Origin of the sequence: Pseudoalteromonas luteoviolacea H33-S, assembly GCF_001625695.1 — a bacterium.
Classification (GTDB): domain Bacteria; phylum Pseudomonadota; class Gammaproteobacteria; order Enterobacterales; family Alteromonadaceae; genus Pseudoalteromonas; species Pseudoalteromonas luteoviolacea_B.
The window spans coordinates 119630-132708 of sequence record NZ_AUXY01000035.1 but is presented as its reverse complement, the minus strand read 5'-3'; the positions used below and the strand labels follow the sequence as shown (position 1 = coordinate 132708).

The window sequence follows — 13079 nt, the reverse complement described above, 5'->3', positions numbered from 1 at the left end:
CTTAAAAGGCGTATTTAACTGAAAATTGTAGTCTGTCCAAATCACCTTCAGCACCGCTGTGGACTTCTCTGTTGGCCATTTTGTATTCCGCGCCAAAAGTGAGCTTTTTCACAGGTGAATATAAAATGTTGGCACTGTAGCTGGTGGTCATATCTGTTGGGTCGCCAGTGACGTTTAGCAAACTTGCATCGTTATCGGCACTGAAGTAAGAGTATAAAAATGTTGAGCGCCACTGCGAGTTCCAGTAGTGCTGATACGCAATAAACCCTGAAGTAGAGTCTATGGCATGTAAATCAGTGCCGTCATAAACTGCGCCATGTGCCACATTTAAGCCAACGTATCGACCTAAGCCTTGGCCGTGAGTTAACATGAACTTTAGGTTATTTTTACCAAAGTTTACTCGACCCGATGCACTTACTCCAAACGAACTCTCCGTTTCGTCGGCTGCACCTGTTTTATAGCTTAGCTGTCTTGCGAGTGCTGCGACGGTAAAGTGCCCCCAGTCAGCCTTATAGTTGTAACGAGCGGTGAAGTCTGGCATTTGAGCATCATCAGTGACTTCACGAACACCGCCTGTGGTGGTAACGGTGCTTTCAGGGTTTTCTGCTGAGAATGACCAGTTACCGATAGTATATTTTGCCATGGCTTGACGCACGAACACTGTCCCTTCTGCTGGCCCGACAAAGTCTAGTGTTTCAGGCAATGCACTTACGTTTTGGAAGTTTGACCAAGCTTGGCCAAATAGCCAGCCCTTATAAGTCACAAAAGCCTGCCTGATGCGCGGTGAATATGAGTTACTTACTCGCTCATTGCCACCTACTGATGCGATGAAGTCCAATTCAATTTTGGTTTTGATAGTACTGCCATCGTCTAGCTCTGTTGCTGTGCCAAAGTTAAATCTAGATTGGCGTGCGTGCATATCAAATACGGCATCCTCGCCAGTGCTAGGTGTGACAGGTGTCGTGCCTGGCACGTAAAAGTCTCTACCTATATGCTGAGAGCCGAGTGTACCATCTGAAAAGTCACTCCAAATGGCATCCAATTTGATGTAACCACCATAGCTGACATCTGTATTGTCGAGGTTTGCAGCCATAGCTTGGCTACAGAGTAGGCTTGACACTGCAACCGCAGCAAGTTTCATGTTCATATTAATTTTAGTTGTCATAAGGTTGTTCCTATAATACTGCCTGTTCGTTGCAATGCAGAGAATTATTTCTCATCCACTTTTTCTGATGGCTGTTATTTACTCAATTACCTATTGGTCTATGAGACTAAGGTTGAATAGCTCACATCTTTTCAAAAAATACGTGTGGCAATAATTGATTACACTTCTTTTTATCTTGTCATAACTGGCCCTCTGGTCTTACTAAGTGAGAGACAGTATGCTGGTGCTCGTTAATTTATAGTTAAATATTCCCAGTTTGGATAAACTTAAAGCAACAATTACAACTAAGGTCTAATACTTAATCGTTTGCTTGTAAGTGATCCTTGAGAGAAGCCGCTATAGGCAAGTAATTAATATGGAGATGAGTATGTCACAGAGCATTTATCCGGTACCTGAAGCGATCAAACAGGCTGCACTTGTAGATAATGAACAATATCAAGCACTGTATCAGCAGTCTATTGACAACCCTGAGGGGTTTTGGGCTGAACATGGTAAACGCCTAGACTGGTTCACACCTTATAATAAAGTTAAAAACACGTCTTTTGACAAAGGCCATATCAGCATTAAGTGGTTTGAAGATGGTGTGTTGAATGCCTCGTATAACTGTATCGACCGCCACTTAGAAAAGAATGCCAACAAAGTCGCAATGATCTGGGAAGGTGATAACCCTGAGCACAGCGAAAATATTACGTTTCAAACGTTACATGATGAAGTGGCTAAATTAGCAAATGGCCTTAAAAAGCTAGGTGTTCAAAAGGGCGATCGAGTTGCTATTTATATGCCAATGACGCCACAGGCTATTTATGCCATGCAAGCATGCGCGCGCATTGGGGCAATTCACTCTGTGGTATTTGGTGGTTTCTCTCCATCTGCAATTGCAGATCGTATTAAAGACTCAGGTGCAAAAGTTGTGATCACGTCAGATGAAGGTCGTCGTGGTGGCAATGCTGTACCATTGAAAGCCAATGTGGATGAAGCCGTATCACAAGAGTCGGTCACGACTATTGAGCATGTTATTGTGCATCAGCTAACGGGCGGAGAGGTTGAGTGGAACGCACATGACGTTTGGTGGCATGAGCTTGTTGCTGACGTGCCGGCTGAGTGTACGCCTGAGCCGATGAGTGCAGAAGATCCGCTTTTCATTTTATATACATCAGGTTCCACAGGTCAGCCAAAAGGTGTTGTACATACGACAGGCGGCTACCTCGTCTACGCATCCATGACACATGAGTATGTATTTGACCTGCAAGAGGATGACGTTTTTTGGTGTACTGCTGATGTAGGTTGGATCACAGGTCACAGTTACATGGCGTATGGTCCTTTGGTTAATGGATGCACACAAGTTATTTTTGAAGGTGTACCTACTTATCCAACTTCTGGCCGTATTGGTGAAGTGGTTGATAAACACCAAGTCACAATTCTTTATACCGCACCAACTGCCATTCGTGCACTGATGGCCAAAGGTGATGAGCCTACAGCTAGCTCTGAACGTACAAGCCTAAGAATTTTGGGATCTGTGGGTGAGCCAATCAACCCAGAAGCATGGGCTTGGTATTACGAGCAAATTGGTAAAAGTGCGTGCCCGATTGTAGATACTTGGTGGCAAACTGAAACCGGTGGCATCATGATCACCCCATTGCCTGGTGCAACAGATATGAAGCCTGGCTCTGCGACACGTCCATTTTTCGGTATTGCACCGGCATTATTTGATGCTGAAGGCAATACACTTGAAGGGGCAACAGAAGGCAATTTAGTTATATTAGATAGCTGGCCATCTCAAGCTCGCACTGTGTATGGTGACCATGAGCGTTTTGAGCAAACTTACTTCTCAGCTTACCCTGGTGTTTACTTCACAGGAGACGGCTGTCGTCGTGATGAAGATGGTTATTACTGGATCACAGGCCGAGTTGATGACGTATTGAATGTATCAGGACATAGACTGGGTACAGCTGAAATTGAAAGCGCGTTAGTTGCGCACGAAGCCGTTGCTGAGGCAGCAGTAGTGGGTTATCCGCATGATATTAAAGGTCAGGGCATTTATGTTTATGTCACACCAAATGAAGGCGTGGTTGTCACTGATGACCTAACAAAAGAAGTGAGAAGCTGGGTACGTAAAGAGTTAAGCCCAATTGCATCACCAGATATGATCCAATGGTCACCTGGCTTACCAAAAACGCGTTCAGGTAAAATTATGCGTCGTATTTTACGTAAAATTGCGGCAAATGAGTATCAACAGCTCGGCGATACGTCGACACTTGCAGACCCAACTGTAGTTGATGAATTAATTGAAAATCGTTTAAACCGTTAATTGAGCGTTAAAAACTTGAAATTTAGCGAATTCTAAACGTACTATATCGGCTGTCTTTATACTAAAGACAGCCGATTTTTTAGGAGCTATGCATGAATCAGTTTTTAATTGCGGATGATCACCCCCTGTTTAGAGAAGCGTTAAAGGGGGCTTTGCAAAATCAGTTTGAAGGCCTTGAAGTTATCGAATCAGAAAACTTTGAGCAAACATTACAGCGGTTGTCTCAGTATGATGACTTAGATTTACTATTGCTTGATTTACATATGCCAGGTAATGGTGATTTATATGGTCTTATTAGAATAAGAGAAGACCACCCAGCCCTGCCAATTGTTGTGGTTTCAGGCAGTGAAGATTTGAATGTCATTTCTAAAGTTATGGGCTACGGCGCAATGGGCTTCATACCTAAGGCATCTTCTTCACAGGATATTGTCAGTGCTTTACAGCAAGTCTTAGAGGGAGAGAGTTGGCTTCCCGCTGATATCAAGGAGCAAATCCAAGACCTTAATGGGGAAGATAGAGAGTTGGCACAGCAAATTGCTTCGCTCACGCCACAGCAATATAAAGTTTTACAGTACTTGCATGAAGGGTTACTCAACAAGCAAATTGCGTACGAGCTGAATATTTCAGAAGCCACGGTGAAAGCGCATATTACCGCTATATTCCGTAAACTTGGTGTGTATAATCGCACCCAAGCAGTATTGATCGCTTCCAAATTACAATTAGAACCAATCGAGACGGCAAAGTAGCATTAAGCTACTTTTGCACCTTCTTTACTGAGGCTATTATTTAAAAACAACGGTTTTGTTGCCATTGATGAATAGCTTGTGCTCTGAAGCCAATTGCAGCGCTTTACAAAAAACGGTTTTTTCAATATCTCTGCCTATTTTGGCCATCGCATCCGCAGTATCAGCATGCGTCACTTGCGTGACATCCTGCACAATGATGGGCCCTTCATCTAATTCATTATTGACGAAATGGGCTGTTGCCCCAATGATTTTCACGCCCCGTTCAAATGCTTGATGATAAGGCTTAGCACCGATGAATGCGGGTAAAAATGAATGGTGAATATTGATGATCTTGTCTTCAAATCGAGCAACAAATTCAGGGCTTAAAATACGCATATATTTCGCTAGGCCAACTAAATCTGGATTGTAGCTTTCAATTAAGTCGCCCACCTTTTTATCATGCTCTGAGCGGCTTAAATCTTCATGAGACAAGCAGTGAAAAGGGATATCAAACGCGTTTGCTAGAGGTTCTAAAGTCGGGTAATTAGCAATAACGGCTTGTACTTCAATATTGAGCGCATTTTCAAATTGCTTGAGTAACACACCACCCAAGCAATGTGCTTCTTTTGTGGCGAGTAACACCACTTTTACTTTTGTCGGGCTATGTAATTTTACTAGCGCATCGTCAGGCAAATTAGCTTGGAGCTGCGAAATAAACTGCTCGGTCGGCGTACCGGTTAATTCGGTTCGCATAAAAAAGCGTTTACCTTCTCTGTCTACAAACTCGTTGTTACGAACAATATTTAAATGATGCTCGTGACATAGGCTGGTTATTTTAGCGATTAGCCCGATATCGTCACTACATTGTGTTGTTAATATAAAACTCATGGTCCTCATTCCATTTGTATGATGGTTTATCAGGTTACCTCAATGCAAAGGAATTGTATTGTGCTAGATGAATTATTTATTCAATGATGAGTAAATTTCACACCCAAAATAGTTACATGAGTTTTAGTTTTCTCTAATTTCAACGTTTACAATGCTAACTTCCTGCGAATACGGCTGAGCGCTATGGGGGTAATGCCAATATGTGAAGCGACCATTTTTAGTGGTACGCGTTCACTGAGCTCAGGGTTTCGGTCAATAAAGTTTAAATACCTTTGCTCTGCACTATGATGAACAAAGGCATACTCTCGCTCTTCTTTTTTAATAAAGAGGTTTTCCAGTAGTTGAGTATAAGCCTCTAAAAACCCTGGGTGTGCTTTCATGGTATGGAAGAAAGTATGCCATTCAAATTCAAGACAGATCACATCATCTAAAGCTTCAATACTAAATAATGCGGGCGTATTTTGTGTCATAGCGCGAGTAGAACCAGCGATACAAGGCGCGCTGGCAAAGGCTTGCGTAAACTCTTTCCCCTCGGCAGAGACGTTAAAATAGCGTACGTCTCCTTGCGTGATAAAAAATAAGTTGGGGGCGGGGCTGCCTTGGCTCATCAGTAAAGCATGTTTAGGATAGTGTTTGAGCTTGCTTTGTAAGCCGTACTTTTGAAAATCCTCGGCGCAAAGTGGCTTTGCGTCGGTACTGAAAAAAGAGACGAAATCTGCGAGCTTGTGTTGTATGTTCAAACGACATTCCTTGATGAGACGACTTTATAGGGACATGTTAGGGGGCACGCGTAATCAAGTAAAGTGCAAAAAATGCAACTAATATAGCGGGTATGCTAAGTATAAACAGGGACAATCCGCCTTGAAAAAAGAGCACAAATGCGGGCACCAAATAGGTCATGGCTAAAAAAGCATTTGGGCTCACCCTTTTTAATAAGTGCTGTTGTAAAAAGAAAGTGCCCAGTGTCGTAAACAAAGTTAAGTAGATGAGCCATGTCCAAAATGTGTGGCTCTGCCAAACTAAATGTGCAAGGTCACCATAAAACAGCATTATGGGTAAAAGTAGCAGGCTACCAAGGAGTGCAATATAAAATGTGCTGGTCAGGGCTGACTGTTTGGTTGCCCACTTCTTTATCAAAAGTACGTGTATTGCGAGACAAAAACAGGCAGCTAAAAATATAGAGTCACCATATTGCCAATTGCTTAGATCCTGCAGGTTATTCTGTCCATTGATGAGCATCCAGATAGCGCTGGCGGTGCCAATCAAAAAACCGAGTAATTGGCTAATACGGGTTTTAATGCCCATAAACATAAAACTCAAAAACACACTAATGAGTGGCAGTAAGGTATAGATGACCGCCGTTTTTTCTGCGGTTATGGTTTTTAAAGATTCAAACAAGCCGATAAAAAACAGCACCAAGAAACCACTGATCAAAACATACTGTCCGATTTGCTTTGCGGTAAGTTTGACGTTGCTAGAGCGCCAAATAAGCGGCACGAGGCAAAGACTTGTCAGGATAAAGCGCAGGCAAGTCGCTGCAATTGGACTGGCGTAAGGCAGCACTTTGCCAGACACCACAAATGACGAGGAAAGTAAGCCGACCCACACAAGCAGGAGTATGGGCTGGGCGAGTGTGTGATTCATAATTTCCACCTCAGTAAAGGGATCAGCTTAGGTGTGAAGGTTTTGCAAACTTGCTAAACAAATAGGCGGAGATTGCGTCATCAATATTGAGCGAAAACACACCAGTAAGTAGCTGGTGGAGCTGCTCGGTACTATCAATTTCAGTGATGTCTGTGTGGCTGGCTGTAATATGGTGATATTCACCATTTCTCAGCGAATGTGTTTCATCAAGCGTTTTTTTACTGACTACCAAGTTGTTTACAAAAGCAGCATTGGGATGCTTGTGAGAGTAAAAGTGACTGAGTTCACAGTCTGCTTCGCTATAGTGGTTGAGATCAAAAGTGTAGAGTGTGAAATATTCCCCATTTTTTAATACATCAAAGCAGTACTCTTGGGCTTTATTTTGACTTATGCGATAGGTCATGTGCCCTTGTAGCTGTGGCACATCTAACATCAGCTTAAGCGGGAATATTGCTCCTTGCGGTCCAAAGCCAACATCGAGTAAATACTGTGTACCTTGATATGTAACGAGCGTTGCTCTGTGAGTTCTTGGCACTTCTACATCTCGGTTGTATACCACCTTGGCGAGCAGCAGTTTTACCTCAAAACCTAAATTTTTCAGGACATGAAAAACCAGCTTGTTATGCTCGAAACAATATCCACCAAATTGCTTTTGGATGATTTTAGTGAATAGATGGTCGACCTCCAAAGGCAAGGGGTGTTTTAACACTGCTGATACACTGTTGAATGTATGTTTGGCCACATGGCGGCTTTGTAGCTGCGCTAAAAAATCCGCGTCAAGTGGATGCTCAGTAAGTGCTAAATCAGCTAAGTAGTTGTCTACGATTTGCATGTCAGTCATGGTGTTTACTCCTTGTTTTCATTGAGTGCCTAGCTTAATCGTGAGCAGGTAGGTTGTAATGAACCTAGGTTTATTCATTTAAAATTTTTATTTTTTACAGAAATAAACCTAGGTTAATTCCTGCGATTGAAAATACTTTTAAAGTGGAGGTGTTTCTTAAGCATACAAATTGAAAGGAGAAGTACATGCGTATCACAGTATTTGGAGCCACAGGTAATATAGGTCAGGCGGTCGTCAATGAAGCAATTGCACGTGGACATCAAGTGACGGCAGTAACGCGAGACATACGTAAAGTGTCAAAGCTACCTGCTGAAGCCTATGCGCAAGTGGGTGATGTAAATGACGTACAAGATGTGATCCGCTTGAGTAAAGAGCAAGATTTGGTGATTAGTGCAACCAGGCCAACGGCGGGGCAGGAAAAGCAACTGGTCGATATTGCTGAGTCTTTACTGACAGGCTTACGTGAGACACGCACACGTTTATTACTCGTTGGTGGTGCGGCTTGTTTGACGGTTCCCAACTCGAACGGTGGTCTGGTTTTAAACGATATTTCGCTGGTACCTCCCGCATGGAAAGACATCGCTCAAGCCTGTTTTGAGCAATATCAACATTGTGAAACACATGAGAATCAGAATTGGAGTTATGCGAGCCCTTCGGCATTGATAGGTGAAGGCGCTCGTACCGAACAGTTTAGAGTCAGTGAGGGCGAGTTATTGGTTGATGAGACGGGCAAGTCGCATATTTCATGGCAAGACTTTGCAATTGCGCTAATTAATGAGGCAGAGTCGGCGACGTATGTGGGGAAAGTTTTTACGGCGGGTTATTAACTTAGCCATTAGCCGTTATCTTTAAATGCAGATATTTTATATTAACTTGGCTTGAGTATTGTCGCGCGTTTGTTGTCGTTGGGCTGTTGATACTTATTGTGATTTATTGTGGTTCAGCGCCACTGAAGCGATTATACTGGCCAAATTGGTATTGTTCGGTAGCGTTAATAAATGGAAAAGTACGAAGAACTATTAGTCTCAATTAGAAAGGTGATCCGCGCCATTGACTTGCATTCAAAGCAACTTAATAAGTCATCGGGGCTGACTGGCCCACAACTGTTAATTATGCAAGAGATTGCGCGTGTAAAAGGCGTAACGGCTAGCCAAATTGCGAAGCATGTCAATTTAAGTGCCGCGACGGTGACCAACATACTTGATCGTTTGGAGAGCCGAGGTTTGGTCGAGCGAGTACGCAGCGCACAAGATAAACGTCGTGTGAGTTTGTTTTTGTCTCCACAAGGGAAGAATTTATTAATTGATGCACCGCAGCCATTACAAGAACACTTTATACAAAAATTTTGTGAATTAGAAGAGTGGGAGCAATCCTTGCTGCTCTCGTCTATGCAGCGGATCGCCACCATGATGGATGCAAATGAACTTGATGCGGCACCGGTGCTTGAGATAGCACCGATGAACCAAACCGAATCCGGAAAGTAACCGCGCTACTCGCGCAGCACATTTAAGAAGTGAAGGTGCTTTTGATATTGCGCTAAGACATCGCTGATGATGGCGCTTTCAGACCACCCCATGATGTCATAGTTTTGACCGCCTTCACTGAGGTACACTTCGGCGCGATAATACGAGTCACTGTCTGTGACATCACTTTGCGTAAAATCTGGTTGCAGTGCTTCACTTTTATACACACCATAAATGAAGTCGTGCTCGTCACCGTGATGAACCGTAAGAATAACCGCAGCGTTATTTACTTTGACTTCAGCCTCGACTTGGTTGCTTTCAAATTCAGCCCTGATTTTTTTCAGCGCAGGCTTCACCTCTTTTAAGATAAATTTATCAACTTTACCTTTAGCAGGCGTCGCGATAAGCAGCGCAAGGCTCTCTTGCCACGTTTGCTCATCATTAACTTGGTTGTCAAACGTCATCGGCATGGTGTGTGTACTGCGTTTGGCATCGTCAATACGCAGTGCGCGAATGAGACCATAACAGGCGACGAGCAACACCACTGAGAATGGCAGAGCACTGACGATGGTCAGTGTTTGCAGTGCATCAAGTCCACCAGCTAAGCTCAGCGCAGCTGCGACAACCCCGACCCCAATCGACCAAAATAATCGTTGCCAAAGCGGGGTGTTATTGCTGCCGTTTGAGCACAGCATGTCGATAACCATGGCACCTGAATCACAAGAGGTGACAAAAAATACCACAATCATGATGATAGATAGGCCGATTAAAAACTCAGACAGAGGGAAATTTTCTAAAAATACAAACAGGGCAACGGCAGAGTTGCTGCTGACCATGTCTGAGATCCCTGTCATGCCTTGCTCAAAAATCATTGCCAGTGCCGAGTTACCAAAAATGGTCATCCACAATAAGGTGAATGCGGTCGGAATACAGGTGACGCCAATGACAAACTCTCGAATAGTACGGCCCTTTGATATACGGGCAATAAAGAGGCCTACAAAAGGTGCCCAAGCAAGCCACCAACCCCAATAAAAAATAGTCCAGCCGCCAATCCAATCTTTTTTCTCATACGCGAATAAGTTGAAGGTGGTAGATACAATATCCGATAAATAATCACCGACATTTTGTACATATGCTTGCAGTAAAAACACACTTGGGCCAATAAAGAAGATCAGGGCTAACAGTACTACAGCGAGTATCATATTGGTCTGCGATAAAATTTTAATGCCTTTGTCTAACCCCGTCGCCACGGAGATAGAGGCCAGCGCAGTAATGGTGATCATAATAATGACTTGGTTTTGTACCGAGACATCAAAAGAGAACAAGTAAGCTAGCCCAGAGTTGACCTGTGCAGCGCCCAAACCTAAAGAGGTTGCGACACCAAATACAGTACCGACAACGGCAAAAACATCCACTGTATGGCCTATCCAACCATGAATCTTGTCACCAATAATCGGGTAAAGCGCTGAGCGCAATGTCAGTGGTAATTTATGTCGATAACTAAAATAAGCCAAAATCATCGCCACAATGGCGTAGATGGCCCATGCGTGGAAACCCCAGTGGAAAAAGGTGATCCGCATGGCTTCTTTGATGGCTTCAACTGAGCCTGTGTCTGCAGACGGCGGCGAGACAAAATGCATCACGGGCTCCGCGACACCAAAAAACATCAAACCTATGCCCATACCAGCGGCAAATAACATAGCAAGCCAAGTCGAAAAACTATAATCGGGATCTGAGTGATCGGGTCCTAATTTAATTTCACCAAAACGTGACATGCTTAAATACACGACTAAGCCTAATATGATGGCGACGGTTAAGACATAAAACCAACTGCCATTTTGGGTGATGGCTGATTGAGTAACAGAGAAGAGTGATGAGGCTGTTGTAGGGCTGATCACGGCAAAAATCACCAACGCCAATACAATCGCTGATGCGCTGTAAAAAACGGGGAGATTTAGAGAGGTGTTGTCTTTTTTCATAGTGAGACTCTATTGATTAGACTACAAATTATTTTGCTTGGCTAAGTTTGGAAATAAATTATCTGTCATTGAGATAGCCGAATCAACGATCCTTTGATAACTTCTTAGACCACATGTTTACTGAGTGTAGCTGGTCTTGAACAATAACTTGGTTAGTAAGGCGTCCACCAAAATTAAATTCATGGCGCGCTAACACTTTATTCATTGCATAATCATCTGCGATGCATTGGCAGTGTATTGTCTCTACTTCGGTACGAAGAAGACGATGAAGTACAAAGTCGATTAAAGTGGTCGCCATCCCTTGATTTTGAACAAAAGAGGCAACAGAAAGATCTTGCAAAAAGCAGCTTTTTGTATTGGCGTCATGCTTGATGTTGACTGCGGCAACTATGTTATCCAAGTAGTCAATGACAACGTATTCATGTTCGCCTTGCATACTCGCTTTAATTTTCGGTTCATCTTCTTGCCAGTGCGAATAAAGCGTATCATCGTTTGCGAAGAGCTTGGCAATGCCTCTAGCATCAGAACGATTTGCTAGCCGTGCCATTGAGGTATTGTGCTTTGTGGTTTCAAAGTTATCGGTGTTACTAATCACGTGCTCAAGGATTTCATCGTATAAATCGCTGTTTTTCTCTACTTTTCGTTTATTATCTAAATACTTAGCAGCAAAAATTGCATCCTCATTACTATATAATTTGGGGATGGTTGCCTCAATTTGATACCCATTCGACATTAAGGCAAGTGAGTTTGATTCTTTCACTTGTAGCAGCACTTTGGTGTTGTGGTTTTGATTTGCAGTATTCTCTATATGATGGAGTGTGTTATCACAAAGGTGTTGAGTCTGGATTTCCATTGCAAGCAATTTATGTTGCTTGTCATTCGGCAATAATGGTGTTGCCTCATAAGTTTGCATATAACCCTCTATGCCTGTTTTATATACAGGAATCTATTTAGTTAGAGTTCTAATATTTTGTATTGTAACTTTTTGGGGGGGATAATTAAAGCAGCGTTATAAATTGCTAAGGAATCAAGCAAACAGGCAGCTTTTTTTGAGCTGTTTGGTAAATATTTTTTCTTAGCTTGGTAAGGTATGTATTGAGATAGTAATGACTTTTATATATTTAGAAAGCTAAATAGTTTTAGTTGTAATTAATTTGGGACCATTTTGATGCAATCGAAGTGCTGAGTCATGGGTTTTACTGATTTTGACTATCCAATGCACCTCGTAACATGAGTTCGAGTTCTTGTGTATAAAAAGGCACGTACTTTTGAATATAGGTGAGTCTGAGGCCTTGTGAGTCCAATTCACCGAGTGCAGATTGCCATTTGTTGACAATTGTATCTGGCGTTTGCGCAGAAAAAGCCATATACACGCCATGCGGGGATAGCTGAATAGACATGGGGGTTAAGGCATCGAGTGAGTAGCCAGAAGAAGCAAGTATCTCTCGGGTATTCATCAGTGAAATAATTGTACAATCAAAGCGGCTTCTGGGCTGAAGAAGTAATTGAATAGCTTCAAGTTGGCTGTCCGTTTCATGGTATGGTATCTGATATTTTTTGTATATCTCTGTGTCCGCGACTTTACGTTGTGAGACACAGGTTGCTTGATGACGGCGAATGTCTCCCAACTGCTTAAACTCTCTTTTATCGCTTGAGCGTTTGTATAAAACAGAGCCGTCATATAAAAAAGGCCCCACCCATTTAAAGGCGGGGAGCCGTTCAGTCGTCTTTGCGACGATAAGATGCGCTCTATGGTACAAGGTGACTTTACCAGAAGGTGACATAACTCTTTTTGGAGGTAGCTTTAATATGTTTAAACCTCGGGCAAAGGAGCTGACTTGCACAGGTTGGTAATGAGACAGGCGACTAGCCATTTGGTTGTAGATGTCTGCGACAAAACCAGAGGTGACTTTGCCATTTTCAATATAGACAAAAGGCTCAAGTGGATGCATTGACACAATCAGCTTGTGCTCCACGGTGTTGGCATACAAGGTGTGGCTGAGGATGCCAACGAGTAAACAGAAGAATGACCTAGCTTGTTTCATAGTCGCTTATATAACTTTGAT

Annotated in this window: 12 protein-coding genes; 4 read left to right on the top strand and 8 right to left on the bottom strand. The window is 43.0% G+C overall.

Annotated features, from left to right (window positions below; all coding sequences use genetic code 11):
- Position 1: 1 nt before the first annotated feature.
- Entirely contained in the window at positions 2-1165 is a 1164-nt protein-coding gene (locus tag N477_RS02360; protein ID WP_063361013.1) for a DcaP family trimeric outer membrane transporter, read from the bottom strand.
- 367 nt (positions 1166-1532) lie between these two features.
- On the opposite strand from N477_RS02360, the gene acs reads away from it, so the two are divergent.
- Complete coding sequence (gene acs, locus N477_RS02355) at positions 1533-3473, top strand: acetate--CoA ligase (RefSeq protein WP_063361012.1); 1941 nt, start codon at positions 1533-1535, stop codon at positions 3471-3473.
- 92 nt (positions 3474-3565) lie between these two features.
- The gene (locus N477_RS02350; RefSeq protein WP_063361011.1) at positions 3566-4219 is read left to right on the top strand and encodes a response regulator transcription factor; all 654 of its coding nucleotides are present in this window, start codon (positions 3566-3568) and stop codon (positions 4217-4219) included.
- A gap of 36 nt (positions 4220-4255) precedes the next feature.
- On the opposite strand, the gene purU is transcribed toward N477_RS02350, so the two are convergent.
- The 4 genes from purU to N477_RS02330 form a co-directional block, all read right to left on the bottom strand.
- Entirely contained in the window at positions 4256-5086 is an 831-nt protein-coding gene (purU, locus tag N477_RS02345; protein ID WP_063361010.1) for a formyltetrahydrofolate deformylase, read from the bottom strand.
- A 146-nt stretch (positions 5087-5232) separates the two neighbouring features.
- Positions 5233-5826, bottom strand: a complete 594-nt coding sequence (locus tag N477_RS02340) for a Crp/Fnr family transcriptional regulator (protein ID WP_231098069.1) — start codon at positions 5824-5826, stop codon at positions 5233-5235.
- A gap of 37 nt (positions 5827-5863) precedes the next feature.
- Positions 5864-6730 (bottom strand): DMT family transporter, encoded by an 867-nt coding sequence (locus tag N477_RS02335; protein WP_063361009.1) that lies wholly within the window; start codon positions 6728-6730, stop codon positions 5864-5866.
- 22 nt (positions 6731-6752) lie between these two features.
- A complete protein-coding gene (locus N477_RS02330; protein ID WP_063361008.1) occupies positions 6753-7571 on the bottom strand; it encodes an arylamine N-acetyltransferase family protein in 819 nt (272 codons plus the stop codon).
- A 185-nt stretch (positions 7572-7756) separates the two neighbouring features.
- On the opposite strand from N477_RS02330, the gene N477_RS02325 reads away from it, so the two are divergent.
- On the top strand, positions 7757-8398 hold the full coding sequence (locus tag N477_RS02325) for an NAD(P)-dependent oxidoreductase (protein ID WP_063361007.1): 642 nt from the start codon (positions 7757-7759) through the stop codon (positions 8396-8398).
- Between the two features lie 171 nt (positions 8399-8569).
- Positions 8570-9055, top strand: coding sequence for a MarR family winged helix-turn-helix transcriptional regulator (locus N477_RS02320; protein WP_063361006.1), 486 nt, complete (start codon positions 8570-8572; stop codon positions 9053-9055).
- 5 nt (positions 9056-9060) lie between these two features.
- On the opposite strand, the gene N477_RS02315 is transcribed toward N477_RS02320, so the two are convergent.
- The 3 genes from N477_RS02315 to N477_RS02305 all read right to left on the bottom strand — a co-directional run bounded on the left by N477_RS02315 (position 9061) and on the right by N477_RS02305 (position 13058).
- The gene (locus N477_RS02315; protein WP_063361005.1) at positions 9061-11013 is read right to left on the bottom strand and encodes a BCCT family transporter; all 1953 of its coding nucleotides are present in this window, start codon (positions 11011-11013) and stop codon (positions 9061-9063) included.
- Between the two features lie 82 nt (positions 11014-11095).
- Entirely contained in the window at positions 11096-11926 is an 831-nt protein-coding gene (locus tag N477_RS02310; protein ID WP_063361004.1) for a GNAT family N-acetyltransferase, read from the bottom strand.
- Between the two features lie 283 nt (positions 11927-12209).
- Entirely contained in the window at positions 12210-13058 is an 849-nt protein-coding gene (locus N477_RS02305; RefSeq protein ID WP_063361003.1) for a substrate-binding periplasmic protein, read from the bottom strand.
- Between the last annotated feature and the right edge of the window lie 21 nt (positions 13059-13079).